Below are 24,860 nucleotides of genomic sequence, written 5' to 3'. Positions count from 1 at the left end.
AGCGCCGTCACTTACAGCGCCGTCAGCACCTCGTCGAGCGTGGCGAGGAACAGCTTCGCGTCCTCGGACGAGAAGACCAGCGGCGGGCGGATCTTCAGGATGTGCCCCTCCTGCCCGGTCGCGCTGATCAGCACCCGGCGCTGGCGCATCCCGTTCACCACGCGGGCCGTCTCCTCCGACGCCGGGGTCTTGAGCTTGCGGTCGCGCACCATCTCGACGCCGATGAACAGACCGCTGCCGCGCACGTCGCCGATCAGCTCGTGCTTGGCGGCGAGCGCGCGCAGGCCGTCGATCATCTCCGTGCCGACGGTCAGGGCGTTCTCCTGCAGGCGGTCCTCCTTGATCACGCGCAGCACCGCCAGCGCCACCGCGCAGGACACCGGGTTGCCGCCGAAGGTGTTGAAATAGCGCTGGCTCTTGCCGAACGCCTCGATCACCTCCGGCCGGAACACCGCGCCGGCCACCGGGTGTCCATTGCCCATCGGCTTGCCGACCGTCACGATGTCGGGCACCAGCCCGTGGCGCGCGAAGCCCCACATGTGCGTGCCGAGCCGCCCGAAACCGGGCTGCACCTCGTCGGCGATGAAGACACCGCCGGCCTTGCGCATCACCTCCACGGCCGGGGCGAGGAAGCCGGCCGGGTCGGTGAAGACGCCGCTGCTGGAGAAGATGGTGTCGACCAGCAGCGCCGCCGGGGTGATCCCCTTCTCCCGCAGGTCGGCGATGGCCTCCTCCACGGAGCGCGCGAAGGCGGCGCCAACCTCGGCCTCCGGCATGCGGTAGCCGTCGGGCGCCGGCACCACGCGGACATGGTCGCCCAGCTTCACCGCGGCGCCCAGCGAGGGCGACATCTCGGCCAGCGCCGAGGTCACGCCGTGGTAGGCGTTGTGCGCGATGACGACGCCGGTGCCGCCGGTGTGGACGCGGGCGACGCGCAGGGCCAGATCGTTGGCCTCGCTGCCGGTGCAGGTCAGCATCAGGTGCGACAGCTCCGCCGGGAACTCCGCCAGGAAGGCTTCGGCGAAGTCGAGAATGCCGTCGGTCAGGTAGCGCGTGTGGGTGTTCAGCACGGCCGCCTGCCGGGCCATCGCCTCCACCACCTCCGGCCGCGAATGCCCGACCGAGGCGACGTTGTTGTAGGCGTCCAGATAGCGGTTGCCCTCGGCGTCATAGAGGGATGAGCCCTCGCCGCGCACGACATGGATCGGGTCGGCGTAGAACAGCCGGTAGGCCGGGCCGAGCAGCCTCTCGCGGCGAGCGATCAGGGCGCGCTCGCGCTCCGGCAGGGTCCCGGCGGAGTCGGGCGCGTAGGCGTTGATCATGGTCATGGCGGTTCACACTTTCTGGCAGGCGAGATGGAGCAGGCGGCGGGCGGTGGCGGCCTCGTCGCCGGTCAGCCGGTCCAGGCCGGCGAAGGCGCGTTCGGCGTTGCGCAGGATGTAGGCGGCGTTGGCGGGGTATTCGGCCGCCCGCCAGCTTGTGATGCCGATGGTCAGGGCGAGGCGGCCCGCCACCAGATCGGGCAGCAGGTCCACCTCGTCCGCCGTCAGCGGCAGCACGGCGTTGTAGGCGCGGGTCATCTCGACCACCGAGCCGAAGGGCGTCTCGCCGCTGGTGACGTGGTAGGCGAGCGCCGTCGCCAGATCGTTGACCAGCGGCGCCCGCAGCGCGTCGCCGAAGTCGATGATCCCGGTGACCGTCTCGTGCCCGATCGGATCGACCACCGCGTTGTGGGGGTTCAGGTCGTTGTGGATCACCTGATGGCGCAGGGCGGGCAGCCGGGGGGCGATCTCGTCGATGAAGCGGGCGACGAAGCGCTCGACCATCCGGCGCCGCCGGTCGTCGGTCACATAGTGCAGCCGGTCGGCGACGCCGGCGGTGCGGCTGATGTCCCACAGCAGGTCGCGCTCCGAGCCGGGATGCTCGTAGTCGGCCAGCGCCCGATCCAGCCGGGCCAGCGTCGTTCCCAGCGCCCGCATCAGCCCCGGCGAGGGCGGAGCGGCGTGGAGCGGCGTCCCTTCGAGATAGGTCAGCAGCCGCAGCACCATGGCGCTGCCGTCGATGTGGACGATCGCCTGGGCCTCCCCGTCCAGCGTCGGCACGACCCGCGGCACCGGCAAGGCCGGGTCACGGTCGGCCACATGCTGCATGGCCCCCGTCTGGAAGCTTGTGACGGGTTGCGGCTCCGCCGGGTTGGTGAACTTCAGCACATAGCCCTGTCCATCCGGCGTGGCGATGTGGAAATTGCGGTCGCGCTCGCTGCTCAGTTCGCGGACGGTGCCGGCCACGCCGAACCACCGTTGCAGAATGGCGCCAGCCTCCTCCATGGAGATTGCCGGCGCGGCGGTGGTCAGAACGTCACCCTGGGTCGGGGCCGGTGTCATCGCCGGTGTCTCCTCGTGGCGCGAAGCGGTCAATGTTTGATGCATCATATTGGCGGGTGGATCGGCTGAGGAAGCGGATGGGATCGGCGGGACATCAGACGGCAAGCGCCTCGGGATGCACGCCGTCGATCCTCTCCAGGATCGGCCCGCTGGCCAGCAGGATGTCGGCCTGGATGGCGCGGGCGGCGGCGGGGCCGTCGTGGCTGCGGATGGCGTCCATCAGCGGGTAGTGATGGTCGATCATCGTGCGCCCGGCGCCGCCGTAGACGTCGGCGATCAACGGCCCCATCTGCAGCCAGAGCCGCCGCAGAATGTCGCCGAGCACCGGCATGTCCGCGATCTCGGACACCGTGAAATGGAAGATCTGGTTGAGTTCGGTGGCCAACGCGGTGTTGCCGGCGGCCATCGCCTCCTCGTTGCGCTTGAGCAGGGCGTCCAAAGCCGCGATCTGGGCGGGCGTGGCCTGTACGGCGGCCCGCGCGGCGGCCAGCCCCTCCAGATTGACGCGGATGTCGCGGATCTCCAGATACGTGGCCCGGGTCAGCATCGGAACCCGGATGTCGCGCGGCGAGCGCAGCATCAGGGCCTGATCCTGCACCAGCCGCAGGATGGCGTCGCGCACCGGCGTGACGCTCGTCCCCAGCCGGTCGGCCAGATCGCGAATCTTGAGGCGGTCGTTCGGCTTGAAGGCGCCCTTCATCAGGGCCTCGCACAATTTCTGGTAAATCGTGCCGCCGAGATTGTCGTGTTCGAGAAGGGTGAGATCGAACCCGCTCATCCTCCGCCCTTCCCGCCGCTGCCGGTCATCCGATGCATGATGCATCATCATGACGTGAAGGTGGGCGCAGGTCAAGCCGGTCTGAGCGATCATGCGGAACTGTTGCAATTGGCTTTCTCATAACCCTCTCCCCTCTGGGGAGAGGGTGGCCCGAAGGGCCGGTGAGGGGGGTTGCGCTTTTGCCGAGCGTACCGACACGCACAACCCCCTCACCCTAACCCTCTCCCCAAGGGGAGAGGGAACGCCTAACGCTCTCCCCCCAAACGCCCCTCTCCAACCGGCATTATTGCACTGGCTGTAATGATGAACTGCCAAACCGGGTCATTCCCGTGATCGGCTGACGGGCGCACTCTCGGTGTGCGGATCGGGATGGTCCCGGCCAGCACCGCAGGAGTCAGTCATGAAGCTCTATCATCACCCGCTGTCGGGCCACGCGCACCGCGCCCGCCTGTTCGTGTCCCTGCTCGGACTGCCGCACGAGTTGGTCGAGGTCGACCTGAAGGCGGGCGCGCACAAGACCCCCGAATTCCTGGCGCTGAACCCGTTCGGTCAGGTCCCCGTGCTGGACGACGACGGTGTGGTCGTCTCAGACTCGAACGCCATCCTGGTCTATCTGGCGAAGAAGGCCGGCCGCAGCGACTGGCTGCCCGAGGACGCGCGGAATGCGGCGGCCGTCCAGCGCTGGCTGTCGGTCGCGGCCGGCGAGGTCGCCTACGGTCCGGCGGCGGCGCGGCTGGTCACGGTGTTCGGTGCGGGCTTCAATCCCGACGAGGTCATCGGCCGCGCGCACACCCTGCTGAAGCGGCTCGACAGCCACCTGTCCGGCCGCGACTGGCTGGTCGGCCTCCAGCCGACGATCGCCGACGTCGCCATCTACAGCTACGTCGCCCGCGCTCCGGAGGGCAACGTCGATCTGTCGGGCTACCCGGCCGTCAACGCCTTCCTCCGCCGGGTCGAGGGTCTGCCGGGCTTCGTCCCCTTCGCCCAGACTCCGGCGGGGCTCACCGCCGCGTGACGCGCCGCCTGGGCGCGCGCACCAGCGCGCCCGCTTCTTTCACCGGGGAGACGGGACATGGGCGAGACCGCGAAGACGCTGCCGATCTGGCATGAGGGCGAGACGTTCCTGCAGGAGAAGGTCGGCGTCGCCGAGCGGATGGCGATGGTGGGGCAGCGGGTCATCCGCGACTTCATGCCCGACCAGCACCGCGACTTCTACGCCCAGCTCCCTTTCCTCGTGATCGGCAGCGCCGACCCGGACGGCGATGCCTGGGCGACCGTGCTGGAAGGCCGGCCCGGCTTCCTGTCCTCGCCGTCCCCAACCGCCCTCGACATCGCCGCGCGCCCGAACGCCGGCGATCCCGCAGCGGCCGGCCTGACCGATGGGGCGCCGGTCGGCCTCCTCGGCATCGAGATGAACACGCGGCGGCGCAACCGCATGAACGGCGTCGTCACGGCGACGCCCGAGGGCTTCCGCGTCGCGGTCGACCAGAGCTTCGGCAACTGCCCCCGCTACATCCAGCTGCGCGACGCCACGCTGGCCCGCGACCCCGCCCAGCCCTTCGCCGGCGCCGTCGAGGAGTTGACGGCCCTCGATCCGGCGGCACGGGCGGTGATCGAAGCGGCGGATGCCTTCTTCGTCGCCTCCTACGCCGACCGTGGCGACCATCGGCAGGTCGACGTGTCGCATCGCGGCGGCAAGACCGGGTTCGTCCGCGTGGCCGGGGACGGCACGCTCACCATTCCCGACTTCGACGGCAACCTCTTCTTCGCCACGCTCGGCAACATCCTGCTCAATGGGAAGGCGGGGCTGCTCTTCGTCGATTTCGCCAGCGGTGATCTGCTGCAGATGACCGGCGACGCCGCTTTGGTCCTGGACTCGCCGGAAATCGCCGCCTTCCAGGGCGCCGAGCGGCTGTGGACGTTCAAGGCGCGCAGGGTCGTCCGCCGACGCGGCGCCCTGGCCCTGCGCTGGACGCTGCGGGCGGATGGCTGGTCCCCCAGCTCGCTGATGACCGGCGACTGGGGCCAAGCCGCCGACCGGCTGCGCGCGGAGGAAACGGCGACGCGCTGGCGGCCGATGACGGTGACGGACATCGTGGAGGAAAGCGCCACCATCCGCTCCTTCCATCTGCGGCCGAACGACGGCGCGGGGTTGCTGCCGCATCTGGCCGGCCAGCATCTGCCCATCCGCGTCACCCCGGCGGGGGCCGAGAAGCCGGTCGTCCGGACCTACACACTCTCGGTCGCCCCGTCGGACGGGGCCTACCGCATCAGCGTCAAGCGCGAGGGGCTGGTGTCGCGGCATCTGCACGACCATGTCCGGGTCGGCGACGTCATCGAGGCGCGCGGGCCGGCGGGCGGCTTCACCATCGACGCCCGCGCGGCGCGGCCGGCGGTGCTGCTCGCCGGCGGCGTCGGCATCACGCCGCTGCTCGCCATGCTGCGCCATGTCGTCTATGAAGGGCTGCGCACGCAGCGCATCCGCCCGACGATCCTGGTCCACGCCGCGCGCTCCAAAGCGGAGCGCCCGTTCGACCGGGAAATCACCGACCTCGTCACGGCGGCGAACGGCGACGTCCGGCTCGTCCGCGTTCTCAGCGACCCCGGCGAGGCCGCACCGGGCGTCGATTACGACGCGGTGGGCCGCATCGACATGGCGCTGCTGACGCGAATCCTCGGCTTCAACGATTACGACTTCTACCTCTGCGGGCCGCCCGCCTTCACCCAGGCGCTCTACGACGGCCTGCGCGGCCTCAACATCGCCGACAGCCGGATTCACGCCGAAGCGTTCGGGCCGTCGTCCCTGAAGCGGACGGGTCAGACCATGGAAACCGCCGCCGCACCGGCGCGCCGGTCGCCCTCGACCAAGCCGGTGCCGGTCGCCTTCATGAACACGCTCAAGGAGGCGCGCTGGACACCCGGCTCCGGCACGCTGCTCGAACTGGCCGAAGCGCGTGGCCTCGATCCCGCCTTCAGTTGCCGCGAGGGCACCTGCGGGACCTGCCGCACCAAGCTGCTCAAGGGCGCGGTGACCTACGTCAAGGAGCCGAGCGCGGCGGTCGCTGCCGACGAGGTGCTGCTGTGCTGCGCCGTCCCCGCCGAAGCGGAGACAGGCGAGGACGCTCCCCTTCAGCTCGCGCTCTGACCCGCCCTTCACCCCTCCCCTCCCCCGCGAAACGACAGGAGTTCGCCATGTCCCGTCCCCCTCTGCCCCCCTTCAGCGAAGAATCCGCCATCGAAAAGGTCCGTCTGGCGGAAGACGGCTGGAACAGCCGCGACCCCGCCAAGGTCGCGCTGGCCTACACCACCGACACGCGCTGGCGGAACCGCGCGGAGTTCGCCAACGGCCGCGCCGAGGTCGAAGCCTTCCTGACCCGCAAGTGGAACCGCGAGTTGGACTACCGGCTGATCAAGGAGCTGTGGGCGTTCGGCGGCAACCGCATCGCCGTGCGCTACGCCTACGAGTACCACGACGACAGCGGCCAGTGGTTCCGCGCCTACGGCAACGAGAACTGGGAGTTCGCCGAGGATGGGCTGATGCGCGTCCGCCACGCCAGCATCAACGAGCACCCGATCGCCGAGGCCGAGCGCAAGTTCCACTGGCCGCTGGGCCGCCGTCCGGACGACCATCCGGGCCTCAGCCATTTCGGCTTCTGACCCGGCGGCTTCCAACGAGGCGGCTTTTGGCGCGGCGGCGGAGGCGGAGGTTGCTATCCGAAGCCTCTTCGGCCACAGACTGTGACGGGGACGCGGCGAAACGGGGGCGCGCATGGACCGGTTGCAGGCGATGCGGATCTTCGTGAAGGTCGCGGAAACGGAGAGCTTCGCCGAAGCCGCCCGCCACCTGCGTCTGAGCGCGCCCGCGGTGACGCGCGCCGTAGCGGCCCTCGAGGAGTTGATCGGCGCCCGCCTGTTTGTGCGCACCACCCGCTCGGTGAAGGTCACCGAAGCCGGGGCGCGCTACCTCGAGGACTGCCGCCGCATTCTCTCGGACATCACGGAGGCGGAAGCTGCGGCGGGCGGCATCTACGCCACCCCGACCGGGACGCTCGCCGTTACCGCCTCCGCGCTGTTCGGGCCGATGCATGTGCTGCCGATCGTGACCGAGTATCTGGACCGTTACCCCGGCATGCGCGCGCAGACCTTCTTCGTCGACCGCCCGGTGAACATCGTGGAGGAAGGCATCGACGTCGCCGTGCGCATCGGCCACCTGCCAGATTCCGGGCTCACCGCCATCCGGGTCGGCACGGTCCGGCGCGTGGTCTGCGGCGCCCCGGCCTATTTCGAACGCCACGGCGTCCCGCAGACGCCGGCCGACCTCAAGCACCACCGCATCGCCGTGTCGACCGGCGCCTGGGCGTCGCCGGAGTGGCGGTTCGCGCGGGACCAGCGGGTGACCATCGACCCGGTCCTGCAATGCAACACCAACGAGGCGGTGATCGCGACCGCCAAGGCGGGCTGGGGCCTCACCCGGGTGCTCCATTACCAGATCGGCCCGGCCCTGCTGGCCGGCGAGCTTCGGATCGTGCTCGCCGACCATGAGGAACCGCCCCTGCCCATCCACGTCCTCCACCCCGAGGGGCGCCACGCGCCGGCCAAGGTGAGGGCTTTCGTGGACCTCGCCGTGGCCCGCCTGCGCGAAAACCGCTTCCTCAATTAAACCCCGGAGAAGGCCCGCCCTTCGAAAGTCGTCGGGAAGACGCCCGCATGGGCGTGGGTCACGCCCCGTCGGCCTCGCGAAAGGCCGATTTTAGATCGCCGTACAGGCGGCGGAACAGGCGGCGGCGTGGCGCCAGGGCGGCGGCGAGGGCCGGGTCCGGCTCCACGGTGTGGCGGATCTCCAAGGGCTGGCACACGGTTTCCGGTTCCTCGCCCGTCACCGCGAGGCGCGCCAGACGGGCCGCCCCGAAGGCCGGGCCGACCTCTCCCCCCGCCGGGTAGTCGAGCGGCCGGCCGAGCGCGCTGGCCAGAATGCGGCCCCACAGGGCGCTGCGCGCGCCGCCGCCGATCACCAGGAAGCGCTCGACGCGCCCGCCGGCCTCCTCCAGTGCCTCCAGCCCGTCGGCAAAGGCGAAGGTCACCCCCTCCAGCACCGCGCGGACGAGCGCCCCGCGGTCGGTGTCGTGGGTCAGGCCGAAGAAGACACCCTTGGCGTGAGGGTCGTTGTGCGGCGTGCGCTCCCCCGACAGGTAGGGCAGGAAGACCAGCGCGCCGGGGTCGCCGCCATACGCTTCGGCCTCGCGCAGCAGCGCCGCCTCGTCCGCGGCGCCGGTCAGACGGGCGGCGAAGGACAGGCAGCTCGCCGCGCTCAGCATCACCGACATCTGGTGCCAGCGGCCGGTCAGGGCGTGGCAGAAGGCGTGCACCCCGCGTTCCGGGTTGGGCGCGAAGCGGTTGCTGCTGACGAACAGCACGCCCGAGGTGCCCAGCGACAGGAAGGCGCTGCCCGGCGCCACCACCCCGACCCCCACGGCACCGGCGGCGTTGTCCCCGGCCCCGGCCGCCACCACAGTTCCCGGCGGAACGCCCCAGTCGGTGACGACCTCCGCCCGCAGCGTGCCGGTGGGCTGGCACCCTTCGTACAGCCGCGGCATGTGCGCCTCGCCGAGCCCCGTGGCAGCCAGCAGCTCGTCCGACCACGCGCGCCGGCCGACGTCCAGCCACAGCGTGCCGGCGGAATCCGACAAGTCCGAGGCGTGGTCGCCGGTCATGCGCAGGCGCAGCCAGTCCTTGGGCAGCAGCACCTTGGTGACCGCCTTGAACAGGTCCGGCTCGTGCGCCGCGACCCACAGCAGCTTGGGCGCGGTGAAGCCGGGCATGGCGCGGTTGCCGGCGATGGCGCGCAGGGTGGGGGCGCGGCGCTCCAGCTCCGCGCATTCGGCACCGCTGCGCCCGTCGTTCCACAGGATGGCCGGGCGCAGCACGCGGTCCTGCCGGTCGAGCAGGGTCGCCCCGTGCATCTGCCCCGACAGGCCGATCCCCCGCACCGCCCCCATCGCGTCGGGATGCGCGGCGCGCAGTCCGGCGACGGCGCGCCCGGTGGCGGCCCACCAGTCCTTCGGGTCCTGCTCCGACCACAGCGGGTGCGGGCGGCTGACCTCCAGCGGCGCGGTGGACTGGCCGACGCAGCGTTGCGCCGCGTCGACCAGCACCGCCTTGACGCCGGACGTCCCCAGGTCGATGCCGAGATACATGGACCCTCCCCCCAATCAGCCAGCGGCCTCAGACGAGGCGGTTCACCAGATTCTCCAACATCTCCTGCCGGCCCGACCGCGGCCGGGGATCGAAGCCAAGGCCGGCGTCCGCCGCTCCGGCGAGATCCAGCCCGCCAAGGAGCTTTTGCCCGAGATCGCCCTTCCAACCGGCGTAGCGCTCCGCGCGCAGGCTGCGCAGCCGGCCGTCTTCGACGAGGCGCGCCCCGGCAAGCAGCGCGCGGGCCAGCGTGTCGATGCCGCCGACATGGGCGTGCAGCAGGTCGTCCGGCTCGACGCTCTGGCGCCGGATCTTGGCGTCGAAGTTGAAGCCGCCGGTGGTGAAGCCGCCGGACTCCAGGATGCGCGCCATGGGCAGCGCCAGCTCCACATGGTCGTTGGGGAACTGGTCGGTGTCCCAGCCGTTCTGCGGGTCGCCCCGGTTCATGTCGATGGAGCCGAAGACGCCCAGCGCCAGCGCCGTCGCCACCTCATGCTCGAAGCTGTGGCCGGCCAGCGTGGCGTGGTTGACCTCGATGTTGACGGCGACCTCCTTTTCCAGCCCGTAGCGCTTCAGGAAGCCGTAGACCGTCGCCACGTCGTGGTCGTACTGGTGCTTGGTCGGCTCCATGGGCTTGGGCTCAATCAGGATGGTGCCGGTGAAGCCGATCTTGTGCTTGTGTTCGACCACCATCGTCAGGAAGCGGCCGAGCTGGTCCAGCTCGCGCGCCATGTCGGTGTTGAGCAGCGTGTCGTAGCCCTCGCGCCCGCCCCACAGCACGTAATTGACGCCGCCCAGCCGGTGCGTCGCCTCCAGCGCGTCGCGCACCTGCGCCGCCGCGCAGGCGAAGACCTCCGGGTCGGGGTTGGTGGCCGCGCCGGCCATGTATCGGGGGTGCGAGAACAGGTTGGCGGTGCCCCACAGCAGTTTGACGCCGCTGCGCTCGATGCAGCCCTGCAACCGCTCGGTCAGGCGGGCGAAGGTCGCCTGCGTTTCCCGCAGCGAGCCCATCTCGGGCGCCACGTCGCGGTCGTGGAAGGTGAAGAAGGGCACGCCGAGCTTCCCGAACAGCTCGAACGCCACGTCCATCTTCGCCTCGGCCAGCGCCACCGGATCGCCGGCGCGCATCCAGGGCCGGTCCAGCGTGCCGCCGCCGAAGGGATCGGAACCGGGCCAGCAGAAGCTGTGCCAGTAGCAGACGGCGACGCGCAGGTGGTCGGCCATCCGCCGGCCCAGGACCATGCGGTCGGGGTCGTACCAGCGGTAGGCGAGCGGGGTGTCGCTGTCCGGTCCTTCGTAACGGATGCGCTCGACGCCGGTGAAATAGGCTTCGGTCATGGCAAATCCTTTCAAAGCTCGACCCAGGCGGCGTCCCGGCGGCTCGACTCCACGGCGGCGTGGATGAAGCGCACGCCGCGCACGCCGTCCCGGACGGTGGGGACGAGCGCCGCCGGTGCACCGGCGGCGGCACCGCCCATGCGGGCGACGATCAGGTCTGCGGCGTCGCGGTAGATCTGGGCGAAGCCTTCCAGATAGCCTTCGGGATGGCCCGACGGGATGCGCGTGGCGTGCGCCGCCGCCCCATCCGATCCGGGGCCGCCGCGCGTGATGGTGCGCGGCGGCTCGCCGAGCGGGCTGAAGCGCAGGTGGTTCGGTTGCTCCTGGAACCACTCCAGCCCGCCCTTGTCGCCGTAGACGCGCAGGCGCAGCCCGTTCTCGTGGCCGGGCGCCACCTGGCTGGCCCACAGCATGCCGCGCGCGCCGTTGCCGAAGCGCAGCATCATGTGCGCGTTGTCGTCGAGCCGGCGGCCCTCCACGAAGGCGGTCAGATCGGCGGCGAGCCGCGTGCAGCGCAGGCCGGTGACGAACTCCGCCAGTTGGAAGGCGTGGGTGCCGATATCACCGACGCAGCCGGCGATGCCGCTGCGCGCCGGGTCGGTCCGCCATTGCGCCTGCTTCTGCCCGCTTTCCTCCAGCCGGGTGCTCAGCCAGTCCTGCGGGTATTCGACCTGCACGACGCGGAGGGCGCCCAGGTCACCGGCCGCCACCATGGCGCGGGCCTGCCGCACCATCGGGTAGCCGGTGTAGTTGTGGGTCAGCGCGAAGACGAGGCCGCTGCGCTCCACCGCCGCCGCCAGATCCTCCGCGTCCTCCACCGTGGTGGTCAGCGGCTTGTCGCAGATGACGTGGATGCCCGCCTCCAGGAACGCCTTGGCGGCGTCGTGGTGCAGGTGGTTGGGCGTCACGATGCTGACCACGTCGATGCCGTCGTCGCGCGCCGCCTCGGCCCGCGCCATCTCGGCAAAGCTGGCGTAGCAGCGCTCCGGCGGCAGGAACAGGTCGGCGCCGCTGACCCGTGCCCGCTCCGGGTCGGAGGACAGCGCCCCGGCCCGCAGCTCGTAACGGTCGTCGAGGCGGGCGGCGATGCGGTGCACCGCCCCGATGAAGGCGCCCCGCCCGCCGCCGACCATGCCCAGGCGCAGCCGGCGGTTCGGCCCGGAGGCCGTCTTCCCTTCGATGGTCATGATCTCCTCCCGCTCAGCCGATGCCGAGCATGCGCCGGTTGGCGGCCTCGTCGGTGCCGGCCCCGGCGAAGTCGTCGAAGGCCTTCTCGGTCACCCGGATGATGTGCGCGTCGATGAACCGCGCGCCTTCGGCGGCCCCCTGCTCGGGGTGCTTCATGGCGCATTCCCACTCCAGCACCGCCCAGCCGTCGAAGCCGTACTGGGTCAGCTTGGAGAAGATGCCGCCGAAATCGACCTGCCCGTCGCCGAGCGAGCGGAAGCGCCCGGCCCGGCCGATCCAGGGCTGGTAGCCGGAATAGACGCCTTGGCGCGGGGACGGGTTGAACTCCGCGTCCTTGACGTGGAACATCTTGATCCGCTCGTGATAGACGTCGATGTAGCCGAGATAGTCGAGCTGCTGCAGCACGAAGTGGCTGGGGTCGTAGAGGATGTTGCAGCGCGGGTGGTTGCCGACGCGCTCCAGGAACATCTCGAAGGTCGCTCCGTCGAACAGGTCCTCGCCGGGATGGATCTCGTAGCAGAGGTCCACCCCCGCCGCGTCGAAGGCGTCGAGGATCGGCCGCCAGCGCCGCGCCAGCTCGTCGAAGGCGGTTTCGATCAGCCCCGCCGGGCGCTGCGGCCAGGGGTAGACGTAGGGCCAGGCCAGCGCGCCGGAGAAGGTGACGTGCGCCGTCAGCCCCAGGTTGGCCGAGGCCTTGGCCGCCATCAGCAGCTGGTTGACCGCCCATTCCTGCCGGGCCTTCGGGTTGCCGCGCACTTCGGGTGCGGCGAAACCGTCGAACGCCTCGTCATAGGCCGGGTGCACGGCGACGAGCTGCCCCTGGAGATGGGTGGACAGCTCGGTGATCTGCACGCCGGCCTCGGCCAGCACGCCCTTCACCTCGTCGCAATAGCCCTTGCTCTCGGCGGCCCGGGCGAGGTCGAACAGGCGGCCGTCCCAGGACGGAATCTGCACGCCCTTGAAGCCCAGCCCGGCGGCCCAGGCGCCGATGGCCGGAAGGCTGTTGAACGGCGCCGCGTCCCCCGCGAACTGCGCGAGGAAGATCGCCGGCCCCTTGATCGTCTTCATGATGCTCCTCCCTTCGGGTCGTCTTCGGGCCTTCGGGTCGTCTTCGGGCCGGAAAATCAGAACGGCGAGTCCGGGTAGTAGTATTTCGCGGCGTTCTCCGGGGTCACCAGCGTCGCCTCGATGATGTATTCCTTCTGGATCGGCGCCTTTTCCACCAGATGCTTGGCGGTGATCTCCATGGCCTCGGCGATCATCGCGGGCGGGTAGAGGACGTCGGCGGGGACCAGCACGTCCTTGTCCATGACGCGCTTGATCATGTCCTTCATGCCGGCGCCGCCGAGGATGAACATCTCCTTCTCGCGGCCGGCCTGCTTGACGGCCTCGATGACGCCCAGCGCGATGTCGTCGTCCTGCGCCCACACCGCGTCGATCTTCGGGAAGCGGGACAGGAAGTCCTGCATCACCTTGAAGCCGTCATCACGGTTCCAGTTGGCGTACTGCATGCCCAGCACCTTGATCTGGGTGCCCTCGATCTCCTTCATGAAGGCGTCGACGCGCTGGTTGTCGATCACGGTCGGGATGCCGCGCAGCACCACGATGTCGCCCTTGCCGCCCATCTTCTCCTTCATGAACCGGGCGGAGACCTCGCCCATCTGCGGGTTGTTGCCGGCGACATAGAGATCCTGGATCGACGGGTCGGTCAGGCCGCGGTCCACCACCGTGACGAACTTGCCGGCCTGCTTGACCGCGCGCACGGGGTCGGTCATCGGCGCGGATTCGAAGGGCAGGATGACCAGCGCGTCGATCCGCTGCACCGAGACCAGATCCTCCAGGTCGTTGGCCTGACGGCCGACGTCACGGGCGGTGACGATCACCACGTCGAGGTTCGGGTACTGCTTTTCCAGCCGCTTCTCGGCCTGCTGGGCGTGCCAGTTGAGGCCGCCGGCCCAGCCGTGCGTCGCGGCGGGGATGGACACGCCCATCTTGATCTTCTGCTGCGCCCAGCCGGTGACCGGCGCCACCATCAGGCCCGCGGCCAGCGCCGCGGCCAGACCGAAACGGAACGTCATGGTCGATTCCTCCCTCTTCGTGTTTTTTCAGCGACGCGCCACGGTCCCCCGTTGCAGGAGCACCGCGACGATGATGATTACCCCCTGGATGGTGCCGTTCAGGTAGACGCTGATGGCGCCGGTCAGGTTGAGGATGTTGTCGATCAGCGTGAGCATGACGGCGCCCACCACCGTCCCCCAGATGCGGCCGTAACCGCCCTTCAGCATGGTGCCGCCGATGATGACGGCGGCGATGGCCTCCAGTTCCCACAGCAGGCCCGTGGTGGCCGAGGCCGAGCCCAGCCGCGGCACGTAGATCACCACCGCGATGGCGACGCAGATGCCCTGCAGCACGAAGGCCAGCAGCTTGACCCGGTCCACGTTGATCGCCGAATAGCGCGCCACGTCCTCGCTGGAGCCGATGGCGGCGCAGTAGCGGCCGAAGCGCGTGCGGTACATGATCAGCGCGCCGATCAGCGCCACCACCGCGAAGGCCAGGATCGGGTAGGAGATGCCGAAGACCCCGCCGTAATAGACGGGCCGGTAGATCGTGCGGATCTCCGAATTCAACGACAGCGTGCCGCCGTCGGCGATGTAGGTGACCAGGGATCGGAAGATGCCCATGGTCCCCAGCGTGACGATGAACGCCTCCATTCTCCCCTTGGTCACCAGCAGCCCGTTGACCAGCCCCGCCACCAGCCCGAGCCCCAGCGCCACCAGGACGCCGATCAGGATGACCGGCAGTCCGGCGCCCATGGAGCCGACCAGCGCGTTCATCACCACGATCATGACGCCCGACGCGAAGGCGGCCAACGAGCCGACCGACAGGTCGATCCCGCCGGCGGTGATGACGAAGGTGGCCCCCACCGCGATGATGCCGATGAAGGCGGTGCGGGTCAGCACATTGCCGATGTTGCCGGGGCTGAGGAACACCGGGTTGACGATGGTGCCCAGCACGATCAGCGCGGCCAGCGCCAGGAACGGCCCGTAGAGTTTCAGATCGAAGCCGGAGGAGGGCTTCCGCGTGGCCTCAGGCATGACCGACGGCGTCATGCGCGTCTCCTTTTGGTGTGAAGCCTTTCAGGCCATCGACCGTGTGGCCCTTCAGGCCAGTGGCGTAGCGGACGATCTCGCTTTCCTCGACCTCGTCACCCTCCAGGATGCCGGTCACCACGCCGGAGCGCATGACCACCACCCGGTGTGACAGCCCGATGATCTCGGGCATTTCCGAGGAGATGAGGATCACCGACCCGCCCCGGCGGGCGAAGTCGTGCAGGAACTGGTAGATCTGCTGCTTGGTCCCGATGTCGATGCCGCGCGTCGGCTCGTCCACGATCAGGATCTCCGGATCGACCTGCATCGTCTTGGCGAGCAGCAGCTTCTGCTGGTTGCCGCCGCTCAGGCTGCCGACCGGCACGTCCAGCGTCCGGACGCGGATGTCGAACTCCGTCACCGCGCGCTCCAGCGCCGCGGCCTCCCGCCGTTCGTCCACGAAGACCCGGCCGTAGCGGTCCAGCGCCAGCAGCGTCAGGTTTGGCTGCAAACCCTTGGCGAGCAGCAGGCCCTTGCCCTTGCGGTCCTCGGTCAGGTAGGCGATGCCGGCCGCCACCGCGTCCTCCAGGCGGCGGACGCGCAGCGGCTCCCCGTTGCGGGACAGCGTGCCGGCGGTGCGGCGGCGCAGGCCGAGCAGCCCCTCGGCCAGTTCCGTCCGCCCGGCGCCGATCAGCCCGGCGAAGCCCAGGATCTCGCCGCGGCGCAGGTCGAAGCCGGCGCCCCGCACCCAGCCGGGAACGTCGATCCCCCGCGCCTCCAGCACCACCGGCGCGTCCGGCGCCAGCGGCGTCTTGGCCGGGAACAGGTCGCTGATCGCCCGCCCGACCATGAGCTGGGCGATGCCGTCCTCCGTCAGTTCGTCGGTCGGGCGGGTGGCGATGTGATGGCCGTCGCGCAGAACGGTGACCCGGTCGGTGATGGCCCGCACCTCGTCCAGCTTGTGCGAGGTGTAGACGACCCCCACCCCCTGGTCGCGCAGCCGGCGGATCAGGCCGAACAGCACGGCGGACTCGGTGCCGGTCAGAACCGCCGTGGGCTCGTCCATGATGAGGACGCGGACCTCGCGCGACATCGCCTTGGCGATCTCGACCATCTGCCGCTCCGACACGGCGAGGTCGCGCACCCGCGCGCGGGGGTCCACCGGGCATTCCAGCTCCGCCAGGACGGCGCGGGACCGCTCGCGCATGGCGCGCTTGTCGAGGAACGGGCCGCGCCGCAGCTCGCGCCCGAGAAAGATGTTCTCCTCGACCGTCAGATGTTCGGCGAGGTTGAATTCCTGGTGGATCAGCACGACGCCCGCCGCCTCGGCCGCGCCGATGCCGGAGAAGCTCATCGGCCGTCCATCCACGCGCACGGCGCCCGAGGTCGGCTGGTGAAAGCCGGACAGGATCTTCATCAGCGTCGATTTGCCGGCCCCGTTCTCGCCGACCAGGGCGTGCACCTCACCGCGCTGGACGGTGAAATCCACGCCATGGAGGACCTCGACGGGCCCAAAGCTCTTCGTGACGCCGAACGCTGCCAAAAGCGGCTCGGCCATGGGGTCGCCCCCTCCCTGGATTGCGGCTTCTCGTGTGGCCGCGAATTAGATAGACGGTCTAACAAATGGAAGCGTATGATTCGAATCAGCCCGCGTCAAGCCATGTCGGGGCGACATTCCCCACCTTTTCGGTGTATGCCCCGCCCAGCGCCCGACGATTGCCGCCAGACGCGCGAGACAGGAATCCGCATGCTGCCAAGGGTCAACTCGGCCGCGATCCGCCGCCTCAACATGGTCCGCGTCTTCCACGCGCTGCGGGAGAATCCGCGCTGCGCGCAGCGCGACCTCAGCCGGCTGACCGGCCTGGACAAGGCGACGACCTCGGCCATCGTGGCGCAGATGATCGAGGAGGGGCTGGTCGAGCGGACCGAGGCGCCGCGCGCGCGCCGCATCGGCCGGCCGGAGACGGCGCTCGGCATCGCCCCGTCCGCCGGCCTGCTGGTGGGCGCCCGGCTGGAGCCGGGAACGATCCGCATCGTCTCCACCACGCTGGCCGGCACGGTGGTGGAGCAGTCGCAGATCCCCGGCAGCACCGACCTCGCCACGGCGCTGCGCCACCTGCACGAGGGGATTGACGCGGTCGTCGCGGCGAGCCGGCCGGAGGGCGGAGCCGCAACGCCGCCCTTGTGCGGCATCGGCGTCGGCATTCCGGCGCTGATGGACCGCGAGGGCCGGCTCGTCCTGGCGCCCAACCTGGGCTGGCGCGACACGCCGATCCGCCCGCTGCTGGAGGAGGCGCTGGGCGCGCCGGTCCATGTCGACAACGACACCAAGGCCGCCGCCATGGCCGAGCGGCTGTTCGGCGCCTGCCGGGGAGTGGAGGACTTCGTCTATCTGACCGGCCATTCGGGCGTCGGCGGCGGGCTGTTCTTCGGCGGGCGGCTGTACCGCGGCGCGCAGGGCTTCGCCGGGGAGATCGGGCATTTGACCATCGTGCCGGGCGGCCGCGCCTGCGGCTGCGGCAAGCGGGGATGCCTGGAGACCTACGTCTCCGAAACCTCGATCCTCGCCCAGGCCGCCGAGCGTGGGCGCGCCCTGCCCGACCTCTGGGCCGCCGCCGCCGCGGCGCGCGACGGCGATCCGGTCGTGCGGACTTTGCTGGAGGAGGCGGGTTCACACCTCGGTTTCGCGCTGTCGCATCTGGTCAATCTGGCGAATCCGGGCTTGGTGGTGCTGGGCGGCAACCTGGCGATCGTCGCGGAGTTCATTCTTCCGGCGCTGAACGCCGCCCTCGGCGAGCACGCGCTGGAACCGTTGCGCCGCGACCTGCGGCTTCTCGTCTCGCCGCTCGGCCCGGACGCCGTTCCCATGGGGGGAATCGCGCTGGCCATGGATGGCTTTCTCTCGGTGCCGAGCCCGATCCTGTAAGACCATGCGCGATCGCGCCAGTGCGGCAAAAAGCACTCCACCTCAAGCTGAGAAAGCCGGTGGCGTTGCGCCGACGGTCTGATAGGCTGGATTGCCTTGAAGGCGTTGCCTGCAAGCGAATGGATTGGTGGATGATGAGGAAGCCAAGCCGGTGGCTGCTCAAAGCCGCAGCCGCGCTGTCCATCGTCGTGGTCCTGTATGGGGTATGGCTGTTTCTGCAGCCCAAAGGACTGCCCGCCGGGCTGGCCAGCGGCAACGGCCGGATCGAGGCGGTCGAAATCGATATCGCCACGAAAACCGCCGGACGGGTCGAGGACATCCTGGTCGATGAGGGCGATTTCGTCACCGCCGGGCAGGTGCTCGCCCGGATGGACACCGACGTTCTCAAGGCCCAGGCCAAGCAGGCCGAGGCGCAGAAGCAGCAGGCGGTCATCGGCGTCGAAACCGCCCGCCATCAGGTGCTCCAGCGCCAGGCCGAGCGGCAGTCGGCGCTCTCCCTGGTCGCCCAGCGCGAGGCTGAGCGGGACGTCGCCCAGAAGCAGCTCGCCCGATCCGAGGAGTTGGAGGCGCGGGGCACGACGTCGCGGCAGGTGCTCGACACCGACCGCGCCCGCTTCGAAAGCGCGAACGCCGCGGTCAGCGCGGCCAAGGCCCAGGTCGCCGCGGCCGACGCCGCCATCGCCACCGCCGAGGCCCAGGTCGTCAACGCCAGGGCGGCGGTCGACGCCGCCGCGGCGACCATCGAACGCATCCAGGCCGACATCCGGGACAGCACGCTCCGCTCGCCGCGCGACGGCCGTGTGCAGTTCCGGGTGGCGCAGCCGGGGGAGGTGCTCGGCGCCGGTGGCCGGGTGCTGAACATGGTCGATCTCAGCGACGTCTACATGACCTTCTTCCTGCCGACGGAAGCCGCCGGACGGGTGAGGATCGGGACCGAGGTGCGCATCGCCCTCGACGCCTTCCCGCAATACGTCATTCCCGCCAAGGCCACCTTCGTGGCCGACGTCGCCCAGTTCACGCCGAAGACCGTGGAGACGGCCAGCGAACGCCAGAAGCTGATGTTCCGGATCAAGGCCCAGATCCCCCCTCCGCTGCTCAAGAAATACATCCGCGACGTGAAGACCGGATTGCCGGGGGTGGCCTATGTGCGGATCGATCCGGACACCGAATGGCCGGCCAATCTGCAAAACCTCGTGCCATGAGCGGTGCCGCCGACCGCTCCGCCGCATCACCCGTCGCGCGCCTGCGGGACGTTCGTCTGGTGTACAAAAAGATCCGGGCCATTGACGGGGTCAGCCTGGACGTTCCGGCGGGGCGCGTCTCGGGCCTGATCGGCCCCGATGGCGTCGGCAAGTCGAGCCTGCTGTCGCTGATGTCGGGCGCGCGCGCCCTGCAGGAAGGAACGGTCGAGGTGCTGGGCGGCAGCATGGCCGAGGCGCGCCACCGCCGCGCCGTGTGCCCCCGCATCGCCTACATGCCTCAGGGCCTCGGCAAGACCCTCTACCCGACGCTGTCGATCGCCGAGAATCTCGATTTCTTCGGACGGCTGTTCGGCCAGGGCCGGGCCGAGCGCCAGCGCCGCATCGCCGACCTGACGCAAAGCACCGGTCTGGCGCCGTTCCTCGACCGGCCGGCCGGCAAGCTGTCCGGCGGCATGAAGCAGAAGCTCGGTCTGTGCTGCGCGCTCATCCACGATCCGGACCTGCTGATCCTCGACGAGCCGACCACGGGTGTGGACCCGCTTTCGCGGCGGCAGTTCTGGGAACTGATCGACCGCATCCGGGCGGACCGTCCCGGCATGAGCGTGGTGGTGGCCACCGCCTACATGGAGGAGGCGGCGCGCTTCGACTGGCTCGTCGCCATGGACGAGGGACGCGTGCTGGCCACCGGCAGCCCGCGGGACCTGCTGGACCGCACCGGGACCGCGACGCTGGAGGAGGCCTTCGTCGCGCTGATGCCCGAGGAGAAGCGCCGCGGCCACAAGGCCGTCGCGATCGTGCCGCGCACGGGGGACGCAAGCGACATCGCCATCGAGGCCAAGGGCCTGACCATGCGCTTCGGCGATTTCGTGGCGGTCGACCATGTCAGCTTCCGCATACCGCGCGGCGAGATCTTCGGCTTTCTCGGCTCCAACGGCTGCGGCAAGACGACGACGATGAAAATGCTAACCGGCCTGCTCCAGCCGAGCGAGGGCGAGGCCCGGCTGTTCGGGCAGCCGGTGGACGCCGGCAACATCGAGACCCGGCGGCGCGTCGGCTACATGTCCCAGTCCTTCTCGCTCTATTCGGAGCTGACGATCCGGCAGAACCTGGAGTTGCACGCCCGCCTGTTCCAGGTGCCCGAGGACGTCCTGCCCCGCCGGGTCGCGGCGGTGGCGGAGCGCTTCGGCCTCGCCGACGCGATGGAAGCGTTGCCGGACCGGCTGCCGCTCGGCCAGCGCCAACGCCTGTCCCTCGCCGTCGCGATGGTCCATGAGCCCGCCATGCTGATCCTGGACGAGCCGACGTCGGGCGTCGATCCGATCGCGCGCGACGCGTTTTGGGAGATCATGATCGGGCTGGCGCGCCGGGATGGGGTGACGATCTTCATCTCGACGCATTTCATGAACGAGGCCGAACGCTGCGACCGCATCTCGCTGATGCACGCCGGCCGCGTGCTGGTCAGCGACACGCCGGCGGCGCTCGTCGCGAAGCGCGGCACCGCGACGCTGGAGGAGGCCTTCATCGGTTATCTGGAGGAGGCCGTGGCGGCGCGCCGGGAAAGCGATGCGGCGGCGCCTGACGGTCGCCGACAGGTCCCGTCGGTCGCCACCCCTCTCGGCGAACGCGCGGAAAGCCGATTCTTCAACCCGCGGCGCATGCTCAGCTACTCGCTCCTGGAGGCGCTGGAGTTGCGGCGTGATCCCATCCGCGCAACGCTCGCCCTGGTCGGCAGCCTCCTGCTGATGGTCATCATGGGCTACGGCATCAACATGGATGTCGAGGATCTGTCCTTCGCGGTCCTGGACCGGGACCAGACGACGATCAGCCGCGATTACACGCTCAACCTCGCGGGCTCCCGCTACTTCGTCGAACGGGCGCCGATCATCGACTACGAGGATCTCGACCGGCGCATGCGGGCGGGGGCCCTCTCCCTGGCGCTGGAAATCCCGCCGGGCTTCGGGCGCGACGTCGCCCGCGGGCGCCAAGTCCAGATCGGGGCGTGGATCGATGGTTCCATGCCGACGCGCGCCGAGACGGTCAACGGGTACGTGCAGGGCATGCACAGCCAATGGCTGGCCTCCCAAACCAACACGCCCAGCCTCGCCACCATCGAGACCCGCTTCCGCTACAACCCGGACGTCGAGAGCCTGAAGGCCATCGTGCCGGCGGTCATCCCGATCCTGCTGCTGCTGATCCCGGCGATGCTGGCCGCGCTCAGCGTCGTGCGCGAGAAGGAACTCGGTTCGATCATCAACCTCTACGTCACGCCGGTCACCAGGCTGGAGTTCCTGCTCGGCAAGCAACTGCCCTATGTCGGGCTGGCCATGCTCAACTTCCTTCTCATGGTGGCGATGGCGGTCACCGTCTTCGGCGTGCCGCTGACCGGGAATCTGCTGGCCCTGTCCGCCGGCGCCGTGCTCTACACCATCGCGGCGACGGCCATGGGGCTCCTGATGTCCAGCTTCATGCGCAGCCAGATCGCCGCCGTCTTCGGCACCACCATCGCGACGCTGATCCCGGCGACCCAGTATTCCGGCATGATCGATCCGGTCTCGTCCCTGGGGGGCGCCGCGGCGCTCATCGGGGAGGTCTACCCGACCACCCATTTCCTGACCATGTCGCGGGGCGTCTTCTCCAAGGCCCTGGGCTTCGGGGATCTGCACGCCGCCTTCGTCGCGCTGCTGATCGCCGTGCCGGTCCTGATCGGCGCGAGCGCGCTGCTGTTGAAGAAGCAGGAGACCTGAGCGATGCAGGCGTCCAACGTCCTGAACCTCGGCATCAAGGAACTGCGCAGCCTCGCCCGCGACCCGATGCTTCTGGCCCTCATCGTCTACTCCTTCACCCTCGCGATCTACACGGCGGCCACCGCCATCCCGGAGACGCTGAACAAGGCGGCGATCGCCATCGTCGACGAGGATCGCTCGCCCCTGTCGGCCCGCATCGTCGGCGCTTTCTACCCGCCCTTCTTCCTGCCACCAGTCCTGATCACGCCCGCCGAGATGGACGCCCGCATGGACGCCGGGCTCGACACCTTCGCGCTCGACATTCCGCCCAATTTCCAGCGCGACGTCCTCGCCGGGCGCCAGCCGGCGATCCAGCTCAACGTCGATGCGACCCGGATGACCCAGGCCTTTTCCGGGAGCGGCTACATCCAGCAGATCGTCAGCGGGGAGGTCGGCGCCTTCGTGCAACGCTACCGCGGGGAACAGGCCCTTCCGGTCGACCTCGCCCTGCGGGTCCGCTTCAATCCCGAGATGAACAAGGGCTGGTTCGGATCGGTGATCGAGGTGATCAACCAGGTCACGATGCTGTCGATCATCCTGACCGGCGCCGCCCTGATCCGGGAGCGCGAGCACGGCACCATCGAGCATCTGCTGGTGATGCCGGTCACGCCCGTCGAGATCATGGTCGGCAAGATCTGGTCGATGGCCCTGGTCGTGCTCGTCGCCTGCGCCGTCTCGCTGGTCTTCGTCGTCCAGGGACTGCTGGCGGTTCCCATCGGCGGCTCCGTCGCCCTGTTCCTGGCCGGCGCCGCCCTGCACCTGTTCGCCACCACGTCGATGGGCATCTTCCTGGGGACAGTGGCCCGCAGCATGCCGCAGTTCGGCATGCTGCTGATCCTGGTGATGGTGCCGCTGCAGATGCTGTCGGGAGGGATGACGCCGCGCGAAAGCATGCCCACCCTCGTCCAGGACGTGATGCTCGCCGCGCCGACGACGCACTTCGTCACGCTGGCCCAGGCCATCCTGTACCGCGGCGCCGGCCTCGACGTGGTATGGCCGCAGTTCCTCGCGCTTCTCGGGATCGGCGCGGCCTTGTTCAGCCTGTCGCTGGCACGGTTCCGCAAGGCCATCAACCAGATGTCATGAGCCCGATATCATGAGCCACCGCCGGCCCCGACTGACGTGTTCCCAATTACCCGGACAGTTTGGCGGCTGGAACAAGCTTGGTTCAGGTTCGTGTCACGCCGCCAATCTGATCCGGTTGGGTGTGCCCTGATGGACCTCGTCCGGGGTTTTGCCGCCGAGCGCTGAGTGCGGGCGGTCGGCGTTGTGGTAATCGATCCACCGGCCGATCCCGGCCCTGGTCTCGCTGCCCGTTTCGAAGGCGTGGAGGTAGACGCATTCGTACTTCAGCGATCGCCAGAGCCGTTCGATGAACACGTTGTCCATCCAGCGGCCCTGGCCGTCCATCGACACCCGAATGCCGGTCGCGGTCAAGAGACCGGTGAAGCGCGGGCTGGTGAAGTGGCTGCCCTGATCGGTGTCGAAGATGTCCGGCCGGCCGTGCCGCGCCATCGCCTCCTCCACCGCCCCCAGGCAGAACTCGACGTCCATGGTGTTCGACAGCCGCCAGATCAGGACCTTGCGTGTCGCCCAGTCCATCACGGCGACCAAGTACAGGAAGCCGCGGATGCTCCGGTTCGATCAGCTCCCGCCTCCGCGCCGACGCTCATCGACCGGAGGCCTTGCAAAAAATCCCGCTCCACGACCAACTGGCCGATCATGGCGTGCAGCTTCTCCTCCTCGCCATGCTGGTTGGATTCGGCGGCTCCCGCCTTGCCGGAGAACACCCCGGCCATCCCCTCGATCGCCTGCTTCTTCCAAGCGTTGATCAGCGTCTGATGCGGGCCATGCGAGGGCGGGCCTTGTGAGGAACGGTGAGCGTCATGACGCCCCATCCCACACCAGCCTCCGCCCTTCACCGGCGTCGAACAGGTGGGCGGAGGCGGCCGGCAGGCGCAACGGCAGGATGTCGCCGGGACGCGCGGCCACGCGCTCACGGAACACTCCGACGAAGGGTTGCCCGGCAAGCTGCCCCACCACCTGCGTTTCGGAACCGGTCGGCTCGACCACCGCGACGTGAAGCGGGACGCCCTCCTCCGGGTCGATGAGGGCGTGCTCCGGGCGCAGACCCAGCACCGCCGGGCGCCCGTCCGCCTCTAGCGGAACCGCGGACAGCGGCAGGTCCGGCCCGCCGTCCAGCCGGAAGGAGGCGCGGCCGTTCACCGCGATCCGCCCCGTAAGGAAATTCATGGCCGGTGACCCGATGAAACCGGCGACGAAGCGGTTGGCCGGGCGGTCGTAGAGGTCCAGCGGCGCCCCCGCCTGCTCCACCCGCCCGTCGCGCATCACGACGATGCGGTCGGCCATGGTCATCGCCTCGATCTGGTCATGGGTGACGTAGATGGCGCTGGTCCGCAGGCGCTGGTGAAGGGCCTTGATCTCCGCCCGCATCTGCACGCGCAGCTTGGCATCCAGGTTGGACAGCGGCTCGTCGAACAGGAACAGCCGGGGATCGCGCACGATGGCCCGGCCCATGGCGACGCGCTGCCGCTGCCCGCCCGACAGTTGGCCGGGCCGGCGGTCGAGCAGGGCCGACAGGCCCAGCACCTCCGCCGCGCGCGCCACCCGCGCCGCGATCTCCCCCCGGTCCACGTCCTTCAGCGTCAAAGCGAAGCCGAGATTCTGCGCCACCGTCATGTGGGGATAGAGCGCGTAGTTCTGGAACACCATCGCGATATCCCGATCCTTCGGCGGCACGTCGTTGACGAGGCGTCCGCCGATGCGGATCTCGCCCTCGCCGGCCTCCTCCAGCCCGGCGATCATGCGCAGCAACGTGGACTTGCCGCAGCCGCTCGGCCCGACCAGCGCCACGAACTCCCCGTCGGCGATGTCGACCGACACGCCGTGGAGCACCGGCGTGCCGCCGTAGGACTTGCGGAGGTCCCGGATGATCACGGACGCCATGGCGTTTCCCTCC

General features: G+C 69.7%; 19 protein-coding genes and 1 pseudogene. 8 read left to right on the top strand and 12 right to left on the bottom strand.

The genetic code is table 11. From position 1 onward, the window contains the following. Positions 1 to 11: 11 nt before the first annotated feature. From Sp245p_RS23215 to Sp245p_RS23205, 3 genes are all read right to left on the bottom strand, one after another. Positions 12 to 1,328 carry an aspartate aminotransferase family protein gene (locus Sp245p_RS23215; protein ID WP_014199195.1) on the bottom strand — a complete coding sequence of 439 codons (1,317 nt, stop codon included), beginning with the start codon at positions 1,326 to 1,328 and terminating at the stop codon, positions 12 to 14. Positions 1,329 to 1,334: 6 nt separating this feature from the next. Beyond that, a complete protein-coding gene (locus Sp245p_RS23210) occupies positions 1,335 to 2,384 on the bottom strand; it encodes a phosphotransferase (RefSeq protein WP_109138930.1) in 1,050 nt (349 codons plus the stop codon). A 94-nt stretch (positions 2,385 to 2,478) separates the two neighbouring features. Further along, positions 2,479 to 3,162 carry a GntR family transcriptional regulator gene (locus Sp245p_RS23205; protein ID WP_041813843.1) on the bottom strand — a complete coding sequence of 228 codons (684 nt, stop codon included), beginning with the start codon at positions 3,160 to 3,162 and terminating at the stop codon, positions 2,479 to 2,481. A gap of 400 nt (positions 3,163 to 3,562) precedes the next feature. Here Sp245p_RS23205 and Sp245p_RS23200 point away from each other — a divergent pair, with 400 nt between their 5' ends. The 4 genes from Sp245p_RS23200 (at position 3,563) to Sp245p_RS23185 (ending at position 7,822) form a co-directional block, all read left to right on the top strand. Beyond that, on the top strand, positions 3,563 to 4,177 hold the full coding sequence (locus Sp245p_RS23200) for a glutathione S-transferase family protein (protein ID WP_014199199.1): 615 nt from the start codon (positions 3,563 to 3,565) through the stop codon (positions 4,175 to 4,177). A gap of 57 nt (positions 4,178 to 4,234) precedes the next feature. After that, a complete protein-coding gene (locus Sp245p_RS23195) occupies positions 4,235 to 6,307 on the top strand; it encodes a 2Fe-2S iron-sulfur cluster-binding protein (protein ID WP_014199200.1) in 2,073 nt (690 codons plus the stop codon). A 47-nt stretch (positions 6,308 to 6,354) separates the two neighbouring features. Then, positions 6,355 to 6,819 (top strand): nuclear transport factor 2 family protein, encoded by a 465-nt coding sequence (locus tag Sp245p_RS23190; RefSeq protein WP_014199201.1) that lies wholly within the window; start codon positions 6,355 to 6,357, stop codon positions 6,817 to 6,819. A 112-nt stretch (positions 6,820 to 6,931) separates the two neighbouring features. Further along, positions 6,932 to 7,822 (top strand): LysR family transcriptional regulator, encoded by an 891-nt coding sequence (locus tag Sp245p_RS23185; RefSeq protein WP_014199202.1) that lies wholly within the window; start codon positions 6,932 to 6,934, stop codon positions 7,820 to 7,822. Positions 7,823 to 7,880: 58 nt separating this feature from the next. Here Sp245p_RS23185 and xylB read toward each other — a convergent pair whose 3' ends face one another. From xylB to Sp245p_RS23150, 7 genes are read right to left on the bottom strand one after another with little or no spacing between them, the layout of a single operon-like run. Continuing rightward, positions 7,881 to 9,356: a xylulokinase gene (gene xylB, locus Sp245p_RS23180; RefSeq protein WP_109138929.1), complete on the bottom strand. Its 1,476-nt coding sequence runs from the start codon at positions 9,354 to 9,356 to the stop codon at positions 7,881 to 7,883. A 28-nt stretch (positions 9,357 to 9,384) separates the two neighbouring features. Next, on the bottom strand, positions 9,385 to 10,692 hold the full coding sequence (gene xylA / locus Sp245p_RS23175) for a xylose isomerase (protein ID WP_014199203.1): 1,308 nt from the start codon (positions 10,690 to 10,692) through the stop codon (positions 9,385 to 9,387). An 11-nt stretch (positions 10,693 to 10,703) separates the two neighbouring features. After that, positions 10,704 to 11,879 carry a Gfo/Idh/MocA family protein gene (locus Sp245p_RS23170; RefSeq protein ID WP_014199204.1) on the bottom strand — a complete coding sequence of 392 codons (1,176 nt, stop codon included), beginning with the start codon at positions 11,877 to 11,879 and terminating at the stop codon, positions 10,704 to 10,706. Positions 11,880 to 11,892: 13 nt separating this feature from the next. Continuing rightward, positions 11,893 to 12,948 (bottom strand): sugar phosphate isomerase/epimerase family protein, encoded by a 1,056-nt coding sequence (locus Sp245p_RS23165; protein WP_014199205.1) that lies wholly within the window; start codon positions 12,946 to 12,948, stop codon positions 11,893 to 11,895. A 56-nt stretch (positions 12,949 to 13,004) separates the two neighbouring features. After that, positions 13,005 to 13,958 (bottom strand): substrate-binding domain-containing protein, encoded by a 954-nt coding sequence (locus Sp245p_RS23160; protein ID WP_014199206.1) that lies wholly within the window; start codon positions 13,956 to 13,958, stop codon positions 13,005 to 13,007. A 27-nt stretch (positions 13,959 to 13,985) separates the two neighbouring features. Then, on the bottom strand, positions 13,986 to 14,990 hold the full coding sequence (locus tag Sp245p_RS23155; RefSeq protein WP_014199207.1) for an ABC transporter permease: 1,005 nt from the start codon (positions 14,988 to 14,990) through the stop codon (positions 13,986 to 13,988). Then, positions 14,968 to 16,527, bottom strand: coding sequence for a sugar ABC transporter ATP-binding protein (locus Sp245p_RS23150; RefSeq protein ID WP_109138928.1), 1,560 nt, complete (start codon positions 16,525 to 16,527; stop codon positions 14,968 to 14,970). Before Sp245p_RS23150 ends, Sp245p_RS23155 begins: the two co-directional genes overlap by 23 nt. A gap of 189 nt (positions 16,528 to 16,716) precedes the next feature. Between Sp245p_RS23150 and Sp245p_RS23145 the strand changes: the two genes are divergently transcribed. The 4 genes from Sp245p_RS23145 to Sp245p_RS23130 all read left to right on the top strand — a co-directional run bounded on the left by Sp245p_RS23145 (position 16,717) and on the right by Sp245p_RS23130 (position 22,966). Beyond that, positions 16,717 to 17,895, top strand: a complete 1,179-nt coding sequence (locus Sp245p_RS23145) for an ROK family transcriptional regulator (protein ID WP_014199208.1) — start codon at positions 16,717 to 16,719, stop codon at positions 17,893 to 17,895. Between the two features lie 131 nt (positions 17,896 to 18,026). Next, positions 18,027 to 19,097, top strand: coding sequence for an HlyD family secretion protein (locus Sp245p_RS23140; protein ID WP_014199209.1), 1,071 nt, complete (start codon positions 18,027 to 18,029; stop codon positions 19,095 to 19,097). Beyond that, the gene (gene rbbA, locus Sp245p_RS23135) at positions 19,094 to 21,841 is read left to right on the top strand and encodes a ribosome-associated ATPase/putative transporter RbbA (RefSeq protein ID WP_014199210.1); all 2,748 of its coding nucleotides are present in this window, start codon (positions 19,094 to 19,096) and stop codon (positions 21,839 to 21,841) included. Before Sp245p_RS23140 ends, rbbA begins: the two co-directional genes overlap by 4 nt. A gap of 3 nt (positions 21,842 to 21,844) precedes the next feature. Continuing rightward, positions 21,845 to 22,966 (top strand): ABC transporter permease, encoded by a 1,122-nt coding sequence (locus tag Sp245p_RS23130; protein ID WP_014199211.1) that lies wholly within the window; start codon positions 21,845 to 21,847, stop codon positions 22,964 to 22,966. A gap of 93 nt (positions 22,967 to 23,059) precedes the next feature. On the opposite strand, the pseudogene Sp245p_RS23125 reads toward Sp245p_RS23130, so the two are convergent. Together Sp245p_RS23125 and Sp245p_RS23120 are read right to left on the bottom strand one after the other, a co-directional pair. Continuing rightward, positions 23,060 to 23,751: pseudogene (locus tag Sp245p_RS23125) on the bottom strand (IS3 family transposase); the annotation flags it as partial. 13 nt (positions 23,752 to 23,764) lie between these two features. After that, positions 23,765 to 24,847 (bottom strand): ABC transporter ATP-binding protein, encoded by a 1,083-nt coding sequence (locus Sp245p_RS23120; RefSeq protein WP_014199214.1) that lies wholly within the window; start codon positions 24,845 to 24,847, stop codon positions 23,765 to 23,767. Positions 24,848 to 24,860: the final 13 nt, after the last annotated feature.

It is taken from the genome of Azospirillum baldaniorum, assembly GCF_003119195.2.
GTDB classification, from domain to species: Bacteria; Pseudomonadota; Alphaproteobacteria; order Azospirillales; family Azospirillaceae; genus Azospirillum; species Azospirillum baldaniorum.
Note: the sequence above shows the minus strand (reverse complement) of the source record. Positions and strands in the feature narration are given on the sequence as shown.

Bases quoted from the DNA above. Each gene is read 5' to 3' on its own strand.
- Sp245p_RS23215 (WP_014199195.1), bottom strand. From the start codon at position 1,328: ATGACCATGATCAACGCCTACGCGCCCGACTCCGCCGGGACCCTGCCG.
- Sp245p_RS23210 (WP_109138930.1), bottom strand. From the start codon at position 2,384: ATGACACCGGCCCCGACCCAGGGTGACGTTCTGACCACCGCCGCGCCG.
- Sp245p_RS23205 (WP_041813843.1), bottom strand. From the start codon at position 3,162: ATGAGCGGGTTCGATCTCACCCTTCTCGAACACGACAATCTCGGCGGC.
- Sp245p_RS23200 (WP_014199199.1), top strand. From the start codon at position 3,563: ATGAAGCTCTATCATCACCCGCTGTCGGGCCACGCGCACCGCGCCCGC.
- Sp245p_RS23195 (WP_014199200.1), top strand. From the start codon at position 4,235: ATGGGCGAGACCGCGAAGACGCTGCCGATCTGGCATGAGGGCGAGACG.
- Sp245p_RS23190 (WP_014199201.1), top strand. From the start codon at position 6,355: ATGTCCCGTCCCCCTCTGCCCCCCTTCAGCGAAGAATCCGCCATCGAA.
- Sp245p_RS23185 (WP_014199202.1), top strand. From the start codon at position 6,932: ATGGACCGGTTGCAGGCGATGCGGATCTTCGTGAAGGTCGCGGAAACG.
- xylB (WP_109138929.1), bottom strand. From the start codon at position 9,356: ATGTATCTCGGCATCGACCTGGGGACGTCCGGCGTCAAGGCGGTGCTG.
- xylA (WP_014199203.1), bottom strand. From the start codon at position 10,692: ATGACCGAAGCCTATTTCACCGGCGTCGAGCGCATCCGTTACGAAGGA.
- Sp245p_RS23170 (WP_014199204.1), bottom strand. From the start codon at position 11,879: ATGACCATCGAAGGGAAGACGGCCTCCGGGCCGAACCGCCGGCTGCGC.
- Sp245p_RS23165 (WP_014199205.1), bottom strand. From the start codon at position 12,948: ATGAAGACGATCAAGGGGCCGGCGATCTTCCTCGCGCAGTTCGCGGGG.
- Sp245p_RS23160 (WP_014199206.1), bottom strand. From the start codon at position 13,958: ATGACGTTCCGTTTCGGTCTGGCCGCGGCGCTGGCCGCGGGCCTGATG.
- Sp245p_RS23155 (WP_014199207.1), bottom strand. From the start codon at position 14,990: ATGACGCCGTCGGTCATGCCTGAGGCCACGCGGAAGCCCTCCTCCGGC.
- Sp245p_RS23150 (WP_109138928.1), bottom strand. From the start codon at position 16,527: ATGGCCGAGCCGCTTTTGGCAGCGTTCGGCGTCACGAAGAGCTTTGGG.
- Sp245p_RS23145 (WP_014199208.1), top strand. From the start codon at position 16,717: ATGCTGCCAAGGGTCAACTCGGCCGCGATCCGCCGCCTCAACATGGTC.
- Sp245p_RS23140 (WP_014199209.1), top strand. From the start codon at position 18,027: ATGATGAGGAAGCCAAGCCGGTGGCTGCTCAAAGCCGCAGCCGCGCTG.
- rbbA (WP_014199210.1), top strand. From the start codon at position 19,094: ATGAGCGGTGCCGCCGACCGCTCCGCCGCATCACCCGTCGCGCGCCTG.
- Sp245p_RS23130 (WP_014199211.1), top strand. From the start codon at position 21,845: ATGCAGGCGTCCAACGTCCTGAACCTCGGCATCAAGGAACTGCGCAGC.
- Sp245p_RS23120 (WP_014199214.1), bottom strand. From the start codon at position 24,847: ATGGCGTCCGTGATCATCCGGGACCTCCGCAAGTCCTACGGCGGCACG.